At 67.8% G+C, this 20316-nt stretch carries 19 protein-coding genes; 8 read left to right on the forward strand and 11 right to left on the reverse strand.

What is annotated here, in order from left to right; all coding sequences use genetic code 11:
* Positions 1–20: 20 nt before the first annotated feature.
* The 9 genes from ABZ827_RS12005 to ABZ827_RS12045 all read right to left on the reverse strand — a co-directional run bounded on the left by ABZ827_RS12005 (position 21) and on the right by ABZ827_RS12045 (position 8439).
* Positions 21–746 (reverse strand): lysophospholipid acyltransferase family protein, encoded by a 726-nt coding sequence (locus ABZ827_RS12005; protein WP_357236198.1) that lies wholly within the window; start codon positions 744–746, stop codon positions 21–23.
* A gap of 894 nt (positions 747–1640) precedes the next feature.
* On the reverse strand, positions 1641–2618 hold the full coding sequence (locus tag ABZ827_RS12010; protein WP_357236199.1) for an ROK family protein: 978 nt from the start codon (positions 2616–2618) through the stop codon (positions 1641–1643).
* Entirely contained in the window at positions 2615–3139 is a 525-nt protein-coding gene (locus ABZ827_RS12015) for a hypothetical protein (RefSeq protein ID WP_357236200.1), read from the reverse strand. Before ABZ827_RS12015 ends, ABZ827_RS12010 begins: the two co-directional genes overlap by 4 nt.
* Positions 3136–4428, reverse strand: coding sequence for an ArsA family ATPase (locus ABZ827_RS12020; RefSeq protein WP_357236626.1), 1293 nt, complete (start codon positions 4426–4428; stop codon positions 3136–3138). The genes ABZ827_RS12015 and ABZ827_RS12020 overlap by 4 nt, the downstream gene beginning before the upstream one ends.
* An 80-nt stretch (positions 4429–4508) precedes the next feature.
* A complete protein-coding gene (locus tag ABZ827_RS12025; protein WP_357236201.1) occupies positions 4509–4946 on the reverse strand; it encodes an SRPBCC family protein in 438 nt (145 codons plus the stop codon).
* Positions 4947–4983: 37 nt separating this feature from the next.
* The gene (locus tag ABZ827_RS12030; protein WP_357236202.1) at positions 4984–5364 is read right to left on the reverse strand and encodes a polyketide cyclase / dehydrase and lipid transport; all 381 of its coding nucleotides are present in this window, start codon (positions 5362–5364) and stop codon (positions 4984–4986) included.
* Positions 5365–5451: 87 nt separating this feature from the next.
* The gene (locus tag ABZ827_RS12035) at positions 5452–6576 is read right to left on the reverse strand and encodes a glycosyltransferase family 4 protein (protein WP_357236203.1); all 1125 of its coding nucleotides are present in this window, start codon (positions 6574–6576) and stop codon (positions 5452–5454) included.
* A gap of 46 nt (positions 6577–6622) precedes the next feature.
* A complete protein-coding gene (locus ABZ827_RS12040) occupies positions 6623–7639 on the reverse strand; it encodes an NlpC/P60 family protein (protein ID WP_357236628.1) in 1017 nt (338 codons plus the stop codon).
* Between the two features lie 224 nt (positions 7640–7863).
* Entirely contained in the window at positions 7864–8439 is a 576-nt protein-coding gene (locus ABZ827_RS12045) for a C40 family peptidase (protein ID WP_357236205.1), read from the reverse strand.
* A gap of 542 nt (positions 8440–8981) precedes the next feature.
* Between ABZ827_RS12045 and ABZ827_RS12050 the strand changes: the two genes are divergently transcribed.
* Together ABZ827_RS12050 and ABZ827_RS12055 are read left to right on the forward strand one after the other, a co-directional pair.
* The gene (locus ABZ827_RS12050) at positions 8982–10769 is read left to right on the forward strand and encodes a DEDD exonuclease domain-containing protein (RefSeq protein WP_357236206.1); all 1788 of its coding nucleotides are present in this window, start codon (positions 8982–8984) and stop codon (positions 10767–10769) included.
* Between the two features lie 49 nt (positions 10770–10818).
* Positions 10819–11094 (forward strand): Lrp/AsnC ligand binding domain-containing protein, encoded by a 276-nt coding sequence (locus tag ABZ827_RS12055; RefSeq protein ID WP_357236208.1) that lies wholly within the window; start codon positions 10819–10821, stop codon positions 11092–11094.
* Between the two features lie 9 nt (positions 11095–11103).
* Here the strand turns inward: ABZ827_RS12055 and trpD are convergent, their stop codons facing one another.
* Positions 11104–12165 (reverse strand): anthranilate phosphoribosyltransferase, encoded by a 1062-nt coding sequence (gene trpD / locus ABZ827_RS12060; RefSeq protein WP_357236210.1) that lies wholly within the window; start codon positions 12163–12165, stop codon positions 11104–11106.
* A gap of 292 nt (positions 12166–12457) precedes the next feature.
* On the opposite strand from trpD, the gene ABZ827_RS12065 reads away from it, so the two are divergent.
* The 5 genes from ABZ827_RS12065 to ABZ827_RS12085 all read left to right on the forward strand — a co-directional run bounded on the left by ABZ827_RS12065 (position 12458) and on the right by ABZ827_RS12085 (position 17506).
* On the forward strand, positions 12458–13066 hold the full coding sequence (locus ABZ827_RS12065) for a heme-copper oxidase subunit III (protein WP_357236211.1): 609 nt from the start codon (positions 12458–12460) through the stop codon (positions 13064–13066).
* A gap of 121 nt (positions 13067–13187) precedes the next feature.
* On the forward strand, positions 13188–14051 hold the full coding sequence (locus ABZ827_RS12070; protein WP_357236212.1) for a cytochrome c: 864 nt from the start codon (positions 13188–13190) through the stop codon (positions 14049–14051).
* A 106-nt stretch (positions 14052–14157) separates the two neighbouring features.
* Positions 14158–15306 carry a ubiquinol-cytochrome c reductase iron-sulfur subunit gene (locus tag ABZ827_RS12075; RefSeq protein WP_357236630.1) on the forward strand — a complete coding sequence of 383 codons (1149 nt, stop codon included), beginning with the start codon at positions 14158–14160 and terminating at the stop codon, positions 15304–15306.
* Entirely contained in the window at positions 15303–16949 is a 1647-nt protein-coding gene (locus ABZ827_RS12080) for a cytochrome bc complex cytochrome b subunit (protein WP_357236213.1), read from the forward strand. Before ABZ827_RS12075 ends, ABZ827_RS12080 begins: the two co-directional genes overlap by 4 nt.
* 185 nt (positions 16950–17134) lie before the next feature.
* Complete coding sequence (locus ABZ827_RS12085) at positions 17135–17506, forward strand: hypothetical protein (protein WP_357236215.1); 372 nt, start codon at positions 17135–17137, stop codon at positions 17504–17506.
* 51 nt (positions 17507–17557) lie between these two features.
* Here the strand turns inward: ABZ827_RS12085 and ABZ827_RS12090 are convergent, their stop codons facing one another.
* Positions 17558–18046, reverse strand: coding sequence for a polyadenylate-specific 3'-exoribonuclease AS (locus tag ABZ827_RS12090; protein WP_357236217.1), 489 nt, complete (start codon positions 18044–18046; stop codon positions 17558–17560).
* 686 nt (positions 18047–18732) lie between these two features.
* Between ABZ827_RS12090 and ABZ827_RS12095 the strand changes: the two genes are divergently transcribed.
* The gene (locus tag ABZ827_RS12095; protein WP_357236219.1) at positions 18733–20118 is read left to right on the forward strand and encodes a class II 3-deoxy-7-phosphoheptulonate synthase; all 1386 of its coding nucleotides are present in this window, start codon (positions 18733–18735) and stop codon (positions 20116–20118) included.
* Positions 20119–20316: the final 198 nt, after the last annotated feature.

Consider the following 20316-nt stretch of genomic DNA (forward strand, 5'->3'; position numbering starts at 1 on the left):
TGATCATGCTACGCCCGAGCTCAGCTCGCGGCGGTCTCCGGAATCCGCGGTGTATGTGACGCCGGGCCGGACGGAACATCCTTTTTGAGACTGGCCGCGTACACGTCGACATACTCCTGGCCGGACATCCGCATCAGCTCGTACATGACCTCGTCGGTGACCGCGCGTTCGACGAACCGATTACCGCCCATACCCTCGTACCGGGAGAAATCGATCGGCTTGCCGAACTTCACGGTGACCTTGCGGCGCCGCCACCGGAACGGTCCGGGCGGACTCACCTCGTTGGTACCGATCACCGCGACCGGGATCACCGGAACCCCGGTTTCCAGCGCGAGCCGGGCCATACCGGTCTTGCCCTTGTACAGCCGGCCGTCGGGGGACCGGGTGCCCTCCGGGTACAAACCCACCAGCCGACCCTCGTCCAGCAGGGTACGGGCCGCGATGAGCGCATCCTCGGCGGCGTCGGCCCCGCTGCGATCGATCGGATACTGGCCGGAGGCGCTGAAGAAGAATTTCTGGAACCGCCCCTTGAGACCGGGGCTGTGGAAGTACTCGGCCTTGGCCAGATAGTTGATCCGGCGGGGGCTCGACAGCGGAGCGAAAAGCCAATCCGCGAAGGAAAGATGATTTCCCGCCATGATGGCCGCGCCGTCGGCCGGGATATTCTCGACGCCCTCCACCTCGGGCCTGTTGTAGAGATGGATGAACGGACCCAGCAGCACGAACTTGAGCAGCCAGTAGAACATGACGTCCTTACTCCGGGAACCGGGATCGCAGTATGAAGAGCCTCGGGTCCCGACTCTACCGCCGGTCACAGACGCCATCCAAGCCCAGCCGTGTTAATTATGTCTGTGTTATTGGAGCCGCTCCGCGGCTCGAGGGCGGGGCCCTATTAACCCCGCTTCTTCACTCCGACGCTCGGTCGCTGCGCTCCCTCGCTCTGTCGCTGCAGAAGCGGGGCGGGCCCCGCCCGCAAAGGCGGACCAACCTTGCAGAATGGGGAGCCGGGCTCATCTGCGGTTCTTTACTCTTCGCCGGTCGGTCGCTGCTCGCGTTCGTTCCGGCAGGGGCGGCTGTGTCCGCAGGTTCTGCCCCGACTGAGCGGAGACTCCCCACACCATTTCGCGGAGGGCCGGGAGGTAGACCAGCCGCGGAGGAGCGGGAGGTAGACCAACTGTGAAGGGGCGGGCTGTGTTATTGGAGGCGCTCCGCGGCTCGAGGGCGGGGCCCTATTAACCCCGCTTCTTCACTCCGCCGCTCGGTCGCTGCGCTCCCTCGCTCTGTCGCTGCAGAAGCGGGGCGGGCCCCGCCCGCGAAGGTTGACCAAACTCGAAGAGTGGGAGCCGGGCTCATTCGTGGGTCTTTAACTCGTCGGTCGGTCGGTCGCTGCTCGCGTTCGGCCCGTTCGTTCCGGCCGGGGGAGGCTGTGTCCGCCGGGCCTGCACCGACTGAGCGCAGACTTCCCACACCATTTCGCAGGGGGTCAGCATTTCCGGGTGGGGCCCGCCCGGTTCTGGAGCGACCAGAGCGAAGGAGCGCAGCGACTGAGCGCCGGGAGTGAAGAACCGGGTTAATAGGGCCCCACCTCGAGCCGCGGAGCGGCTCCAAAATTACGGCCTGCCCCTTCACGGATGGTCCACTCAGCGCCCGGCGATCAGGGAAGTGCGGGCGAGCTCGGCGGCACCGATCATCCCTGCGGCCTCACCCAGCTGGGTCGTCCGGATCCGGGCCAGGGGACGGTACCCGTGACCCGTTATCGCGGCGGCGTATTCCTCGCGGGCCTCATCCAGGAACAGCGGTGCCGAACTGCTCACCCCGCCGGCGATCACCACCAGGTCCGGGTCGAAGATATCGCCCACGAACGCGAGGCCCAGCCCGAGCCAGCGGGCGAACTCGGCCATCACCCGCAGTGCCAGCGGATCACCGTCATGGGCGGCATTGGCGACCCGGCGGCCGGTGAGCGCGCCCGGATCGGCGACGACCTCCTTCGCCAGCATCGACGGCGTGGAATCGGTGGCCAGTAGTTCGATCGCGGTCTCGGCCAAAGCCGTTCCGCTGCAGTAGCGTTCCCAGCACCCCCGTTTACCGCAGCCGCAGTCGCGGCCCTGGGGGACGACCTGCAGATGCCCGAGTTCCGGTGCGACACCGTGCGTTCCGCGGTACAGTGCGCCGTCGATCAGTAGTGCCGCGCCGATTCCGGTGCCGATGGCCACCAGGACCACATTGTGGCCGCCGGCGGCGGCACCGAATCGGTATTCGGCCCACATCGCCGCGTTGGCATCGTGTTCGAGCAGGACGGGCAGGCCGAGGCGATCGGTCAGGCGTTTCGCGACCGGTGCGTCCCGCCAGGGCAGATGCGGGGCGAAATGCACCGTGCTGCGGTCCGCCGAGATGAAGCCGGCGGCGGCCAGGCCGACAGCGTCGATGCGGTGCCGGTCACCGAGATCGCGGACGGCGCGGTCGAGCGCGGCTTCCAGGGCCGGGGCCGAATGCGGAGTCGGGCACTGCACCGTATCGAGTACTTCGCCGGTTCCGTCGACCACGGAGGCCCGGATATTCGTACCCCCGATATCGACACCGACGGTGAGTGGTGTGCGCGAACCGGAGGAGGTGGTCATGGCTTGATATTGACGGGTATGCCGACGTATCGGGATCTACCCGGCGCGGCGCGTCGGGAACTCGGCCTGCCCGGGCCGGCCGGTTCCGCGTCACCGGTGCCGGTGCCCGCCGCCGCGCCGGATTCGCCGCCCGGTTCGCCGGTATCGGTGCCTGCGGTGTCGGTCGCGGCCGGTCCGGTCGGCCGGCCGGGCGAATTATCTTCGGCGGCAGCGGTTCCCGTGCCGTGATCATGCGACGTCACCGGATCGACCGGTGCCCCGGCGAGAGCTTCCCGTAGGACGGTCACGATCGCTGTACCGTGTGCCGCGATAGTCGCCAGGACCTCGTGCTGTTCCCCGCGGACCAAAGCGGCCGCGGCGCACAGCGGGCACCAGGTGCAGTTGTTCCACTCGGGTTTGCCGTCCGCAGCGGCGTCGCGCAGCACCGGCTCGACTCGTTCGAGCACGGCTTCGGCGAGCAGGCGGAGTTCGTCGGCGAATTCGGCGATGCCCTCCGGCTGCCGATAGTCGGTCCCGGTCATTTCGGCCACTCCTGCGGGTCGGGGCGGAAACGGATGACGAGGTATCCGTTGTCGAGTTCGGCGGTGCTGACGGTGCAGCGCCGTAGTACCGGCGCCAGGCGTAATCGCCGGCGGACGCCGTCGGCTCCCACGATCAAATCGTCCTCCACTCGTCCCAGGCGCAGCGTGGCCGGATCCGCCACCGGAAGCTGGATACGCAGCGCGTAAACCGAATGCAACCCCGCGCCCGATTCCAATCGGACGGCGGGCACCGCGGCGGCGGGAACCGGGTCCGCCGAATCCGCATCGTCGCGCATACCGGGGCCGCTGTCATATCGAACGGAATCGTCGCCGCCGGTGCCGCTCTCGGACACCGCACCCTCGGCCGCGACGACACACGACAGTCCCGCGAGCGGGGCGATGCCCACCGGTTCGGCGCCGGTATGGGCCGCGACCAGAATCGGGATCTCCGGCATCGACCGGCGCAGGCCGCCGATCACATCCAGTTGTTCGGCGTAGCGGTGCATATACCAGCGCACCGCGGGATGCTGCGGCTCCGGACCCGGCGGCGGTACCGCAGGCAGCACCTTGTTCACCACGACCGCCTGCAAGCGGAGTCCGAGCAATGCCGTCGCCGACCGCACTCGCGCGGATTCCGCGACCGCCACCCGTTCGGCCAGCGTGATCAACCGGGCGCTGGTGCGGTCCCGGTCGGCGAGCAGGTCGCGGACTTCGGTGACGGCGGCGACGATCCGTTGCGTCGTCGCCGCCAGGACCGCGCGCCGCAGGTCGGTGCCGACCGCGCTCATCATCCGCTGGTGCGGTGGCCAGATCCGGTCCAGATAGCCGAGCAGGGTTTCGGGGGCGGTGACGATGCGCAGCATATCGGCGGTGGGCGGGCAGTCCAGGACGATCACATCCCACTCGTCGTCGTCCGCGTACTGGGCGATCTCCACCAGCAGCAGCAGCTCCTGCACCCCGGGCAGACCGGTGAGTTCGGCCGGGTCCAGGGCACCCAGATCGAACCCGTGGTCGTGGCCCGGATCCGCCGCCAGCACATCGGCGACGTCCCGGAAACGCTCCTCGAGCAGCGCGAGCGAATCGAGTTCGATCACTTCGAGGCCGGGGACCACCCGGATGATCCCGGGAACCGCGCCGGCATCGTGCGCGAACCGGAAGCCCAGTGCGTCCCCGAGGGAATGCGCCTGGTCCAGGGAAGCCACCAGGACCCGCTGCCCCTCCCGCGCATACCCCATGGCCTGCGCACAGGCCAGCGTCGTCTTACCGACACCGCCCTTACCGACGAACAGTTCGACACGGGTACGCGATCGCCGGCTGTGGCCCGGCGGGCCGTCGCCACGGGCAGGCTCTCCGGTGGTGCGCGGCCCGGTCAGCCTTCGACCCGTTTCTTCAGTTCCTTGAGCGCGGTATCGGTGATCACCTTCTCCGCCTTGCGTTTGAACATACCGATCATCGGAATGGTCAGGTCCACCGTCAGTTCGTAACGCACCTCGGTGCCGCCGTCCGGCTGCTCCACCAGCTCGTAGCGGCCTTCCTGCGCTTTCTGTAGTTCGCCGTGCACCAGCGTCCAGCTCACCGCCAGATCGTCCGGGCTCCAGGTGTAGGACAGGACGTAGGTGTCCTTGACGACACCGGCATCGAGTACGAACCGGGCGGTGCGCGCACGGCCGCCGGGCCCGGTCTCCAGCACCTCCACCGATTTGGCCGCCGATACCCATTCCGGGTAGGACGCCAGATCGGCGATAACGGACATCACCTGCCGTGCGGGGGCCGCGATGACGATCGATCTCTGGGTCCGATCGGCCATAGGTTCTCAGTCGTTCCTTTCGGCGGTATGGAATTCGTCAGTTACCCGCGGGGGAGACTCCGGCCGGCCGGTCGCCCTCGAGTCGATCCTTGAGTTCGAACGTCATCGCCTTGCCCGCGACCCGCCGTACCCGGTTGGCCGCGGCGAGTTTGCGCGGCGGCAGCTGCTGTGGCGGTTCGGCGTGCAGGAAGTAGTGCAGGATCACCCCGTCCAGCGAGGGTTCCAGCCACACCTCCATCGTGCCGGTCAGCGCTCCCCGCACCGACCAGCGAATCCCCTTGTCGCCCCGGTCCTCCCGGACATCCAACTCGAGATCGGGCCACCAGCGCCGCCAGTGGCCCGGGGCGGCCAGCACCCCCGCCACGGCGGTGCCGGGAGCGGCGAGGAATGTCTGGTCGGCGACCTGGATACTGCTCACCCGGCTGAGCGTAGTAGATACCCGTGGTTGTGCTGCTGGCGCGGTGTTTATCCGCGCCGCCCGGTCGAAGGAAACCGCCGAGCGCTTCTAGAGAAACATCCGCAGGCGGGCGCCGAGGGTATCCCAGCGCCAATGGCGTTCGACGAAGGCGCGGCCCGCGGCGCCCATCGCGGCGGCGGCGTCCCGATCGTCGAGGATATCGGCGATCGCCTCGGCGACCCGGTCGGCGCGGCGCCCGTCCACGACCCGCCCCGTTTCCCCGTCCAGCACCGTTTCCGGTGCGCCGCCCGAAGTTCCGGCGACCACCGGTACCCCGGTCGCGGAGGCTTCCAGGTAGACGATGCCCAGGCCTTCGACGTCCAGGCCCGCGCCGCGAGTGCGGGCGGGCATGGCGAAGACATCGGCGATGCTGTGGTGGGCGGCGAGTTCGGCCGACGCCACGCGGCCGGTGAAGATGACGTCGTCGGCGACGCCGAGAGCTTCGGCCAGGCCGCGCAGCCGGTCTTCGTAGGGGCCGCTGCCGGCGATCACCAGGACGGCGCCGGGGATACGTTCCCGGATGCGGCGCATGGCGACCAGCAGGACGTCCTGCCCTTTACGCGGGACCAGCCGGGACAGGCACAGGATTGTCGGGCGGTCGCCGAGGCCGTAGCGTTCGCGCAGGTGAGCGCGGGCTTCCGGGTCGGGCCGGAACTTCTCGGTGTCCACGCCCGGTGGCAGATGTTCGAGTGCCGCGTTCGGCCCGAACGCGGCGGCGAACCGGCCGCGGGTGTATTTGCTGACATAGGTGACGACATCGGTGTGTTCCCCGATGACCCGCAGCGCCTGGCGCGCCGCCGGCAGCATCGACCAGCCGACCTCGTGACCGTGGGTGCTGGCGATGATCCGTTCGGCGCCGGCCCGGCGCAGCAGGGGAGACAGTAGTGCCAGCGGTGCGGCGGCACCGAACCACACCGTTTCGCAGCCTTCGGCCCGCATGATCTTGCGGGCCCGGCGCAGGACGCCGGGAGTCGGCAGCATGAGGGGGGTGGGATGGCGCACCACCTGGAACGGCTGTTTCGCGTCGAACCGGAGATGGCTGTCACCGCGCCACCGGGGTGCGTAGACGACCAGGTCGTCCGGCGGTAGCTGGCCGGTCAGCGCCTGCAGATACGACTGGATACCACCCGGACGTGGCGGGAAATCGTTGGTAACCAGCAGAGTTCGAGCCATGGGATTCAGACTATTGGCGGCCGGTCGCCGGTGGAGTTCCGGGGGTTCAGTATCGGCGGGCCGAATGGTAGGGGGTGGAGTCCATGGGCGCTACCGCCACGGGTACCCCGAAGGTGGAGGCGTGCAGCATGAGGCCGTTACCGGCGTAGATGCCCACATGGGAGATGTCGTCGTAGAAGAATACGACGTCGCCGGGTTGCAGATCCGCGCGATCGACCGGGGTGCCGTAAGCGGCCTGCGCGGAACTCGTGCGCGGGACCTCCTTGCCGACCTGCGCGAACGCCCACTGCACCAGTCCGGAGCAGTCGAACTGATCGGGTCCGGTGGCGCCCCAGACGTACGGGTCGCCCACGCGGGTGAGGCCGGCGGCGAGCGCGCTGGTGCCGCTACCGGGGACCAGATCCCGCAGCAGGCTGTCGCGGTCGAATCCGGGCGGGAACGGGGAGCCGGCGAGGGCGGTCCGGTCCGTTGTCGAGAGGGTGCCCCAGACCTCGATGACCCGGGCGACGGCATTCTGCAGATCGGTTTGTTTGCGGCTCACATCGTCGCGGACCGCGTTCGCCTGATCGGTCGCGGTGCGCGCGGTATCGGCGGCGGCGCGGGCGGCCGACTGCGCGGCGGTCGCCGAGTCGGTGGCGCGTTTGTACTGTTTCAGCTGGTCCGAGGTCTGGCCGGCGACTACGTCCAGGGTCGACATCTGATCGAGGAGCTGCTGCGGTGAATCGCTGACCAGTACGGAGAACAACCGGTTGGTGCGGGCGCCCTGATAGGCCGCGATGGCCGTCCGGTCGATCATCGGGCGGTATTTCGCCACTTCGTTGCGCGCGGCGTCGACGGCCGTGGTGGCCGTCGCGACCTTCGCGTCGGCATCGCGTTGTATCGCGAGTTTCGCGTCGAGATCGGCCTGGGCGGTGAGGGCCTGCTGGTTGAGCTGTTCGGTCTGCCGGGACAGGTCGATCATCTGCTGCATCGCTTCACTCGCCGAGGTCGGCGCGGGTGCGGGGTCCGCGCCTGCCGGGCCGCCGCCGTAGAGGGCCACGGCCAGGAGTCCGGCCGCGAGGATCGTGCGGGCGGGCCGGCGAGCCGGTCCGGGGGTGCGGTGACTCCGATGATGTGTTGCCACGGCCTGCCGTGCCCCGCTCTCCTTGTGACGCCTGTTGAAGATCAACCTGTAAAGATCTCGATTAGATTACGGAACAGGCCCGTGGAGTGTCCAGTACGACACGGAACGGTCACGTCATCCGATGAAAGTGCCGCGTCGCGAGGAGATCCACGGGCCGGGCCGGCTCAGTAGCGGCGAGCTCCGGCGATCGGCATGGACGAGATGGGGGCCAGCTGTACCGGGGTGCCCGAGGTGGAGGCGTGCACGATATTGCCGTCGCCCGCGTACAGGCCGGAATGTCCGCCGCCGTAGAACGATACGACGTCGCCGGGCTGGAGGTTGTCGATCGAGACCGGGGAACCGGCCGACAATTGGGCGTCACTGGTGCGCGGTAGCTCGCGTCCCGCCTGTCTGTACGACCACTGCACCAAACCGGAGCAGTCGAAGGCGTCCGGTCCGGCCGCGCCGTAGACGTACGGGGAACCGACCTTGGACAGCGCCGCATCGAGGGCGAGGTCGCCGGCGGTCTTGGTGGGCGTCACGAAGGGCGGTGCGCCGGGGGCGTCGGGCGCCTCGAGGCCGGGGATGCCGGCGGGGATCGGGACCTCGTTGGGAACCTCGAAGGTGCCCACGCCGTGGATAGTCACCGGCTGGGCGGCGGCCGGGGCGGCGGGCAGCAGGAACGCGCCGAGGGTGGCAGCGCCGACGGCTCCGGTTGCGGCAGCACGCCGCGCCTGTCGCTTGACGGTGGTGAACGCCATGATGCGGTCCTTCCGATCTCCCCGCCGGCGGCACCGGGCTGGTGCGCCGAACTCCGCGAGGTCTCGAAAAGATTACGAACAGATCACGGTGCTTTGTAAAGCCTGAGATGCCGATAAGTGCCCGCCGCTCAGTTTTTCACCGGCAAATTGTGCGAGTTGAATCACATCGGCGCGAACGATTGCACCGGGGTTACGTCGACATGATCCCTGGGTGTGTATTTATGGGTGTTACATCGGTTCTCGTGGTGTTTTGCCGCGGATTTCCACAGCTCGAGCAGGTGGATGTCGCGGACGCGACAGTGGCCTGAAGGGGGCGGGATCGCCTGTTTGCCTGATTCGTGTCCGCGAGTTTTGGGCCGGTCGACTATTTTCCGCAAATCCGGGCAATTAGATAGCAAATAAACATCATGTGTGAGCTGGCGCACATATATGTGGTCAGTGGGTGCATTCCGGGGAACACGGACAAGTTCCGGCTTGCGTCGATACGGCCGTAACGGTCCGATATCGCGAACTTGTCGTACCCCGGTCGTACGCTGCCCGCCGTGTCCCGACCCGCCCCGCTGCCCGCTCGGCAGCTGGCGTTCGATCAGCTCGATACCCCGCTCTACGACACCACTTTCGTGGTTGTCGACCTGGAAACCACCGGTACCAGCCCGGCCGGTGACGCCATCACCGAGATCGGCGCCGTGAAGGTGCGTGGCGGCGAGGTCCTGGGCGAATTCGCCACCCTGGTGGATCCGGGCCGGTCCATCCCGCCCGCGGTCGTCCAGATCACCGGGATCACGACGGCGATGGTGCGGGCGGCGCCACCCATCGAGGTGGTACTTCCCGGCTTCCTGGAATTCGCGGCCGGTGCGGTGCTGGTCGCGCACAACGCCCGCTTCGATATCGGATTCCTGAAGGCCGCGGCGGCCCGCTGCGATACGGCGTGGCCACGGCCGCAGGTGGTGTGCACCGTGCGGCTCGCGCGGCGGGTCCTGAGTAAGGACGAGGCACCCTCGGCACGGCTCGGGGTCTTGGCCCGGTTGCTCGGCGCGAGTACGACGCCCACCCATCGCGCGCTCGACGACGCCCGTGCGACAGTGGACGTCCTGCACGCGCTCATCGGCCGGGTCGGTAATCAGGGGGTGCACAGCCTCACCGAACTGATCGACTACCTCCCCGAGGTGACCGCCGGTCAGCGCGCGAAACGCGCCCTCGCCGCCGACCTGCCCACCGCGCCCGGGGTCTACCTGTTCCGTGGGCCGTCGGACGAAGTCCTCTATATAGGGACCGCGGTGAATCTGCGGCGCCGGGTCCGCGGCTACTTCACCGGATCCGAGACTCGTGGGCGGATCCGTGAAATGGTCCGGCTGGCCACCCGGGTCGACCATGTGGTGTGCGCGCACGGGCTCGAGGCCGGGGTCCGGGAGCTGCGCCTACTGGCCGCGCACGCGCCGCCGTACAACCGGCGCTCCAAATTCCCGAAACGCGTCTGGTGGATAACGCTCACCGCGGAGGCCTTTCCCCGGCTGACGCTGGTCCGCGATCCCGCCGGTCCGGCGGTGGGCCCGTTCCATGCCCGGGCCGCCGCCGCGGATATCGCCGCCACACTGGCCGAATACTGCGGGCTGCGCACCTGCACAACCCGCCTGTCGCGCAAGGCATCGCATATGTGCACGCCGGAAGCGGTCGGTGGTTGTCCCGCCGCGGCCGCGACACCGCGCGGGGCAGCTGCCTACGCCGCCGCACCCGCGACCGCTCGCGCCCTGTTCGCCGGCACGGACGATGCCGTGATCCGCGCAATGCTGGCGAGAATCGAGCGTTTCGCGGACACCGGACAATACGAATCCGCGGCCCGGCTGCGTGACCGAGCCGCCGCTGTTATCCGCGCGCTGCATCGCACCCAGCGGTTGGCGTCTCTGGCCCGGCTACCTGAACTGATCGCCGCCCACCCGGACGGTGCGGGCGGCTGGGAATTCGCGGTCATCCGGTACGGCCGGCTCGTCGGCGCCGGAACCGCGGCACGGGGGACGCCGCCGATGCCCGTGGTCGAACAGATCGTTGCCGCCGCGCAAACCGTGCGCCCGGCCGCGGCGGAACCAGGCGGCGCGGAACTACCGCTGGCGGATGCGGGGCAGCAGTATCCGCCACTGCGTGGCGCCCCGCCGGAGGAGGCTGCGCTGGTCGCGCGCTGGCTCGAACGCCCCGGGGTGCGGATCGTGCGGACCGGCGAGGGCTACGCCGAACCTGCCCGCGGCGCCGCCCGCTGGGCGAGCTGGGCCGATACCGCCGACGCCGCCGCGGACGCCGCCCGGGGTGCACAGTTCTACGACGACGAGCGGGGTTAGCCCGGCGCTGCCGCGCCCCGCCGGGGCGCGGGGTGCTTAGGCTGTTCCCATGATTACCGCGATCGTTCTGATCCAGGCCGACAACGGGCGTATTCCGGAGACCGCGCAGGCGGTCGCCGAGACCGACGGTGTCACCGAGGTGTACTCGTGTGCGGGGGATGTCGATCTGATCGCGCTGGTGCGGGTGCGCGACCACGAAGAGATCGCCGAGGTCGTCACCGCGCGGATCGACAAGGTGCCCGGTGTACAGCGCACCGTCACCCATATCGCGTTCAAATCGTATTCCCGGGCCGATGTCGAGGCCGGGTTCTCCATCGGGGAGTAAGCGGCCCGGTCAGTCGTCGCCGAGGGTTCGGGTGAGGGCGGCCCACCGGTCCAGGAGGGCGGCCGCCGCGCCGCTGTCGATCGCGGTGGTGGCGCGTTCGATCCCGGCGACCAGCTGGTCGTCCAGATCGGCACCCGGATCCACCACGCCGCGTGACAGGTCGTAGGCGGCGATCGCCGCGGCGGAATTGACCAGCACGGCGTCACGTACCGCGCCGGGATCACCGGCGAATACCCGCCGGGCGACCTCCGCGTTCACCTGGGCGTCGCCGCCCCGCAGGGCCTCCAGGTCCACCCGGGGGATACCGAGGCGCAGCGGGTCGATGACGGTGTGCCGGACCTTACCGTCGGCCACCACGTACGCATCGGTGACATCGGAGGTCGTGATCTCGTCCAGGCCGTCGCGGCCGCGAACCACCAGCGCACCCGCCCCGCGGGCGGCGAACACCCCGGCGATGGTTTCCAGCAGATCATCGAACGCGCAGCCGACCAGACCGGCTCGCGGCTGGGCGGGATTGGTCAGCGGGCCGAGCACATTGAAGACCGTCGGAATCCCGATCTCCTTGCGCGCCGGCCCGGAGAACCGCAGACCCGAATGGAACAGCGCCGCGAAACAGAAGCCGATCCCCACATCGCGGACGCAGCGGGCCACCGATTCCGGCCCGAGGGCGAGTTTCACCCCGAGCGCCTCGAGCACATCGGCGCCGCCGCTCTTGGAGGACGCGGCCCGGTTACCGTGCTTGACCACCGGAACACCCGCGGCGGCCACCACGATCGCGGACATGGTGGAGATGTTCACCGATCCCTTACGGTCACCGCCGGTGCCCACGATGTCGACCGCGTCGCCGTCGATCTTCACCAGCCGGGCGTGGCCGAGCATCCCGCGGGCCATACCGGACAGTTCGGCCGAGGTGGGGCCCTTGATCTTCATCGCCACGCCGAACGCCGCGATCTGCGCGGAGGTCGAGTTATCGGTGAAGATCTCGTCGATCACCCAGGTCGTATCGTCCGCGGTGAGGTCGTGTCCGTCGGCGAGGGCCCCGAGCATCTGGGGCCAGCTGCGCACGCTCATCTCAATCTCCTCGTCGCGCCGATACCGGTGACCGAACGGTCATGCACACCCTAATGGGAACCCGGGCCGAGCCCATCCGCAGACCGCGCACCGCCGTGACAGCGGCGCAGCTACACCTGACCGCGACGCATGATACCGGCCGGACAACGGCATCTGTCCTGTTCGGATGTCCGTCCGCACCCGACACGCCGCGCAAGGGCGAGACACTCACTGAGCCGGTGAATCCCGACACAAAAGATCAAGATGGGAACCCGACTTCGACTGTCGTACTACGAAGAGTCATACTTACCCCGTGACGACCGCAGTAGGTACCTCAGGATCGGCCATAACCCAGCGTGTGCACTCGCTGAACCGGCCCAACATGGTCAGCGTCGGTACCATCATCTGGCTGTCCAGCGAGCTGATGTTCTTCGCCGGCCTCTTCGCGATGTACTTCGTCGCGCGCAGTCAGGCCCCCGAATGGCCGATGCCGCCGACAGAGTTGAACCTCGGCTTGGCCATCCCGGTCACCGCGGTGCTGATCGCCTCGTCGTTCACCTGCCAGATGGGTGTGTTCGCAGCCGAGCGCGGTGATGTGTTCGGGCTGCGCCGCTGGTATCTGCTGACCTTCTTCATGGGAGCGTTCTTCGTGGCCGGTCAGGGCTACGAGTACATCCACCTGGTGGCGGAGGGGACCTCGATCCCGGGCAGTTCCTACGGGTCGGTGTTCTACATCACCACCGGGTTCCACGGTCTGCACGTCATCGGCGGTCTGATCGCGTTCTTGTTCCTGCTCGCGCGCACCACGATGAGCAAGTTCACCCCCGCGCAGGCCACCGCCGCGATCGTCGTCTCGTACTACTGGCACTTCGTCGACATCGTCTGGATCGGGCTGTTCGCCGTGATCTACTTCGTCCAATGACGCCGGCCAGCGCCCGGGCGTCAGCGCCGGAGGAGGTAGCGCAGCGTAGCCACGCAGGCGTAGCTCGGGCGCACAAGCCAGCACTGCCCACCACGGTTCCGTCTACTCCAAAGGGACACAGATGAGTTCATCGCCCCCGACAGCGCCAGCGCCCGCCAGCGGTGGGCACGGCGAGGCCAGCAAAAAGCGCAGGCAGCGCCGCATCCGCCGACGGATGGCGGGTGGCCTCGCGCTCCTGGTGGGCCTCGTCGGAGCCGGTTTCCTCGCCACTGCGCTCACCCCCGAACCGCAGGTCGCGACCGCGAACGAGGATTCGGTGGCGCTGATCCGCGAGGGTCAGCAGCTGTACGAGACCTCCTGCATCACCTGCCACGGTGCCAACCTCCAAGGTGTGCCCGACCGCGGCCCGAGCCTGGTCGGCGTGGGCGAGGCGGCCGTGTACTTCCAGGTGTCCTCCGGTCGTATGCCGATGACCCGGAACGAGGCGCAGGCCGAACGTAAACCGGTGAAGTTCGACGCCCACCAGACCGACGCGATCGGCGCCTATGTCGCCGCCAACGGCGGCGGCCCGACCGTGGTCCGCGACGCCAACGGCCAGATCGCCCAGGAGTCGCTGCGCGGCGACGATATCGGCCGCGGTAGCGAACTGTTCCGGATGAACTGCGCGTCCTGCCACAACTTCACCGGCCGCGGTGGCGCGCTGTCCTCGGGTAAGTTCGCCCCGCCGCTGGACCAGGCGTCCGAGCAGCAGCTCTGGACCGCGATGGTCACCGGCCCGCAGAACATGCCGAAATTCTCCGACCGGCAGCTCACCCCGGAGGAGAAGCGCGACATCATCGCCTACGTCAAGGACTCGACCGAGGCCAAGACTCCCGGCGGCTGGGGTCTGGGCGGTTTCGGTCCCGCCACCGAAGGCCTGGCCATGTGGGTCATCGGCATCGTGGCCGTGGTCGGTGCGGCGATCTGGATCGGATCCCGGACATGACCGGGTCGAGCCCCCGCGGCGGTAGCCCGAGTAGTCACGGAAGCCGTCCGGGCACGTCCCATCAGAAGGGCGCTAAGTCATGAGTGAAGAACAGGAGCGGAACGAGATGGGTCGCCTGGACAAAGATTCCGCGGCCGCGACCCCGGCGGATCCCACCGAGGCCGAATTGGACGCGATGTCGCGCGACGAGCTGGTCGAGCTCGGTACCGCGCGGGACGGCGTGGAAGTGGCCTACCGGCGGGAACGCTGGCCGGTGCCGGGTACCCGCGCCGAGAAACGCGCCGAGCGGCAGGTCGCGCTGTGGTTCGCGATCTCCGGCCTGGCCGCTGCCGCGCTGGTGGGTGTGTTCCTGTTCTGGCCCTGGGAGTACAAGGGCAAGGACGACGGCGGACACGGCCTGTACTCGCTCACCACGCCGCTGTACGGCCTGACCTTCGGTATCTCGATTCTGGCCATCGGTATCGCGGTGGTGCTGATCCGCAAGAAGTTCATTCCCGCGGAACTGTCGGTCCAGGACCGGCACGACGGCAAATCCGCCGAGGTCGAGCGGCGCACGCTGGCCGCCGAGCTGAGTGACGCGCTCGACACCAGCACACTGGGCCGTCGCAAGCTGATCACCCGCACCGCGGGCGCCGGCGTCGGCGTGCTCGGTATCGGCGCGCTGCTGGTGTTCGTCGGCGGCATGGTCAAGAACCCGTGGGCGAAGGGCGATAAATCGCCGCTGTGGGTCTCCGGCTGGACCCCCGACTACAAGGGCGAAACCGTCTACATCCGCCGCGACACCGGCCGGCCCCAGGACATCGTGCTGGTCCGCCCGGAGGATCTGGACGCGGGCGCCATGGAGACCGTCTTCCCGTGGAAGGAATCCTGGCGCGGTGACGAGCACGAGACCCTGCAGTCGCTGCGCGGTATCCGCAACGCCGTGATGCTCATCCGCCTGCGCCCCGAGGACGCGAAGAACGCGATCAAACGCAAGGGCCAGGAAAGCTTCAACTTCGGCGACTATTTCGCCTACTCGAAGATCTGCACCCACCTCGGCTGCCCGACCTCGCTGTTCGAACAGCAGACCAACCGGATCCTGTGCCCGTGCCATCAGTCGCAGTTCTCCGCGACCGAATGGGGCAAGCCGATCTTCGGTCCTGCCGCCCGAGCGCTGCCGCAGCTGCCGATCACCGTAAACTCAGAGGGGTACCTGGTCGCCAACGGTGACTTCATCGAACCCCTCGGCCCGGCCTACTGGGAGCGTCGATCATGAGTGCTGGAACGGCTGGCCGCAAGCTCGCGGCACAGGCCAACGAAATGGACGAGCGGTATCGTGCCGCTGCCTTCGTGAAGCGATCGATCAACAAGGTGTTCCCCACCCATTGGTCGTTCCTGCTGGGTGAGATCGCGCTGTACGCGTTCATCATCCTGCTGCTGTCGGGTGTGTACCTGACGCTGTACTTCGACCCGTCGATGGCGCACGTCACCTACGACGGTGCCTATCAGCCGCTGCGCGGTGTCGGCATGTCACGGGCCTACGAGACCGCCCTGAACATCTCCTTCGAGGTGCGCGGTGGTCTGTTCGTCCGGCAGGTGCACCACTGGGCGGCGTTGCTGTTCGCGGCGTCGATCATCATCCACCTGTTCCGCATCTTCTTCACCGGCGCGTTCCGCAAACCGCGTGAGGCGAACTGGGTGATCGGTTCGCTGCTGCTGATCCTGGCCATGTTCGAGGGCTTCTTCGGCTACTCCCTGCCGGACGATCTGCTGTCGGGCACCGGCCTGCGGGCCGCGTTCTCCGGTATCACCATCGGTATCCCGGTGATCGGCACCTGGATGCACTGGTTGATGTTCGGCGGCGATTTCCCAGGTGACATCATCATCCCGCGCCTCTATATCGCGCATGTGCTGCTGTTCCCGGGCATCATGCTGGCCCTCATCGCCGCGCACGTCGCGATCGTCTGGTACCAGAAGCACACCCAGTTCCCCGGACCGGGCCGCACCGAGAACAATGTGGTCGGCTCCCGGATCGTGCCGGTGTTCGCCGCCGACCAGGGCGCGTTCTTCGCGTTCACGCTCGGTTTCGTCGCCCTGATGGGCGGGCTCCTGCAGATCAACCCGATCTGGAATCTGGGCCCGTACAACCCGTCGCAGGTATCGGCCGGTTCGCAGCCGGACTTCTACATGATGTGGACCGACGGTATGGCCCGTCTGATGCCACCGTGGGAGATCTATCTCGGCCGGTACACGATTCCCGCGGTCTTCTGGGTGGCCCTGATCATGGGCCTGGTGTTCATGGTTCTCATCGCCTACCCGTGGATCGAGAAGAGGCTCACCGGCGACACCGCCCGGCACAACCTGCTGCAGCGGCCGCGTGATGTGCCGGTCCGTACCGCGATCGGTGCCATGGCGATCACCTTCTACGTGGTGCTCACCCTGTCGTGCGTCAACGACATCCTGGCGCTGAAGTTCGATATCTCGCTGAACGCCACCACCTGGATCGGTCGCATCGGCCTGCTCGTCGCACCGCCGCTCGCCTACTTCCTGGCCTACCGGTTCTGCATCGGACTGCAGCGCAGCGACCGGGCGGTCCTGGAACACGGCATCGAAACCGGTGTGATCAAACGGCTGCCGCACGGCGAATACATCGAGGTGCACCAGCCGCTGGGCCCGGTCGACGACCACGGCCACCCGCTGCCCCTGGAATACCAGGGTGCGGTCGTGCCCAAGAAGATGAATCAGCTGGGTTCGGCGGGTCAGCCGGGCACCGGCAGCTTCCTGCGAGCCGACCCGCGTTCGGAGAGCGAACAGCATTTCGCTGCCGAACTGGAAGAGGAGCACAGGCAGCTCGCGGTCCTCAAACGAGTGCAGGACGAGGCGAGCTCGAACGGCCAGAACGGCCAGAACGGACACTGATCCGCAGCCGGAGCAGCACACGATGGCGTCCTCGGAACATTCCGGGGGCGCCATCGTCGTTCCTGGGTGAGCGTCCGAGAACTTCCGGCTGCCGCGGCCGGCGGTGAGTTATGACCATGCCATGGCGGTCGGCCCGCTCGACAAACCGATAGCCCGGATCCAGGGATCCGCATTAGCATCGGCCGATGACGAAAGAACACCGCCGCCGAGTGCTTGCGGTGGGGGAGCAGCAGTATCTGTGGAAGACCTACCACCAGCACATAGACGGCTGCGAGGAAGTCCTGCGACTGCGGCAGATCGGGTCGGTGGCAGGACTGACACTGGTCTTCCGCCCCGATGGTGAGCGCCATATCCCGGACAGCGGGTTCTCTGCTGCCGGGGGCATCGGGATCGGTGACTGTGTGCTGAACCTGAACATGCCCGGCGTCGTCCGGGCGTTTGTCGACGCGGCCGTCGAGGCGGGCTGGATGGCCGAGGCGCGCACCGCCGGCCGCCGCAGCGGCTGGGACCTGTTCGATGCTGCCTACGCCCGGAATATCGGCTGCTTATCGACGTGAGCGTCCGAGACCGGACCATTCCGAGTTCTCGGACGCTCACCGGAGATCAGGTCAGCGGCGGCGCGCTGCCTCGATAGCCTCGAACTTGGCGAGGTTGTGCCGCGCGTCGGCCAGAGCGTCATGGGCATCACGTGGGGGCGGCGGCAATTCCGGACGGCCGTGTGCCTCCCAGTGCTGCCGCAGCTCGTTGGTATAGCGTGGCAGCTCCTGTGGCAGATCCACCATCGAACCCCACAGCTGACACAGCACGACATGGTCGTAGGCCCCCACCCAGGCCCACATCTCGGGCTGCACCGTGGGCCGGGGAACCAGGAACCGGTACAGCTCATCCCGGATCTGCGCCCGGGTCCGCCACAGGGGAGAGGTTTCCGGCGGAAGTTTCGGCAGCACATGCCTGCTCACCCACGGACCTGCCCGCCCGGCATCGAACTCCGAGGACACGGCATAGAACTCGCGCCCGTCCTCGCAGACGACACCCATCGACACGAGGTCGATAACGCGACCGTCCTCGATGAACTCCGAATCGTAGAAATACCTCAAGTGGGGGGTCCCCTCGGCGACAACAGAACGCGACGAGCCTAGCTGTGTTTTCGGCGCGCTGGCGCGCGCGGGTTCGGGGCCCCCTTGGTCTCGTTCTTCACTCCCGCCGGTCGGTCGCTGCGCTCCTTCGCTCTGGTCGCTCCAGAACGAGACGGGCCCCGAACCACCGAGGTGGACCGGTCGCATGCGGGAAACGGGGGTGGGGGTCGGATGCGCACGGACTGGCGGTGGGGGATGAAACGCGCCCGGGGCGACGGCGAGTTCGGGGGCGGGGAGGTTCGGAGGGGGTGTGCGCGGGGATTGGGGGCCATGGTTGGCTCACCGAGGGGTTGGCTGGATGTGTTTTGGCGCGCTGGACCGCGAAGGTGGGGAGCGGGACCGTTCGTGAAGGTGCTGTGTTTTTTGGCGCCGCCTGCGGCGTCGCGGGTTCGGGGCCCCCTTGGTCTCGTTCTTCACTCCCGCCGGTCGGTCGCTGCGCTCCCTCCCTCTGGTCGCTCCAGAACGAGACGGGCCCCGAACCACCAAGGCCGACCAGCCGCATGCGGAGAACGGGGGTGGAGATGCATGCTGAGTGATGCGGGTTTGCGGGTGAGGGTTTGTCCGCGGGACTCGGGTCTGTGACCGGTAGGGGTGGAGGAAGGGGCTCCGGCGATCTCTCCGGATCGGGCACCACTTATCCTGAACTGGTGAATTGGACCGTCGACGTTCCCATCGACCGTTTGCCCGAGCTGCCGCCGCTGCCGGCGGAACTGCGTAAACGGCTCGACGACGCACTGTCGAGGACGGCGCTGCAGCAGCCGTCGTGGGATCCCGAGCAGGCGTCGAATATGCGAACGGTGCTGGAGAGCGTGCCGCCGATCTGCCTGCCCGCCGAAGTCGACGAGTTGCGGGAGCAGCTCGCCGAGGTGGCGCGTGGTGAAGCGTTCCTGATGCAGGGCGGGGACTGCGCGGAAACATTCGCCGACAACACCGAGCCGCATATCCGGGGCAATATCCGGACGTTGCTCCAGATGGCCGTGGTCCTCACCTATGGGGCCAGCCTGCCGGTGGTGAAGGTGGCGCGGATCGCCGGTCAGTACGCGAAGCCGCGATCGTCGGATACCGATGCGCTGGGGCTGAAATCCTACCGCGGCGATATGGTGAATTCGCTGGTGGCCGATGCCGCCGTGCGCGAACACGACCCGTCGCGCCTGGTGCGCGCCTACGCCAACGCCAGCGCGGCCATGAACCTGGTGCGCGCGGTGACCAGCGCCGGGATGGCGGATCTGCACCGGGTGCACGACTGGAACCGGGATTTCGTATCGCAGTCACCGGCCGGGGCACGCTATGAGGCGCTGGCCGAGGAGATCGACCGCGGCCTGCGGTTCATGACCGCCTGCCGGGTCAACGATCCCAGTCTGAAATCGGCTCGTATCTACGCGTCGCACGAGGCGCTGGTGCTGGACTACGAGCGGGCCATGCTGCGCCTGGCCGAGAACACGGCAGGCGACCCGGTGCTCTACGACCTGTCCGCGCATTTCCTGTGGATCGGGGAACGTACCCGCCAGCTCGACGGTGCGCATATCGCGTTCGCCGAGCTCCTGGCCAACCCGATCGGCCTCAAAATCGGGCCGGGCACCACACCCGCCCAAGCGGTGGAATATGTGGAGCGGCTCGACCCGAACAACGAACCCGGCCGGTTGACGCTGGTATCACGGATGGGCAATACGAAGGTCCGTGAGGTTCTCCCGGCGATCGTGGAAAAGGTGCAGGCCACCGGACACCAGGTGATCTGGCAGTGCGACCCGATGCACGGCAACACCCATGAATCTTCCACGGGGTTCAAGACGCGGCATTTCGACCGGATCGTCGACGAGGTGCAGGGCTTCTTCGAGGTCCACCACTCGCTCGGAACCCACCCGGGCGGCCTGCATATCGAGCTCACCGGTGAGGACGTCACGGAATGTCTGGGCGGTGCTCAGGACATCTCCGATCTGGACCTGTCGGGACGTTATGAAACGGCCTGCGACCCCCGCCTCAACACTCAGCAGTCCCTGGAACTGTCGTTTCTGGTAGCGGAGATGCTGCGGTAATTCCGGCGCGCTGGTCCGGTGCAGGAGGTGAACCGGAACGCGAAGGTGACAAGCCCGGTACCCCCGCCGCCCCCGGCGCGTTTGATCCCCCTACCGCCCGTCTGTCCGCATGCGACCCCACCCCGTTTTCCCGCATGCGACCGGTCCGCCTTGGTGGTTCGGGGCCCGTCTCGTTCTGGAGCGACCAGAGCGAAGGAG

Source organism: Nocardia sp. NPDC019395, assembly GCF_040632335.1.
Lineage (GTDB): Bacteria > Actinomycetota > Actinomycetes > Mycobacteriales > Mycobacteriaceae > Nocardia.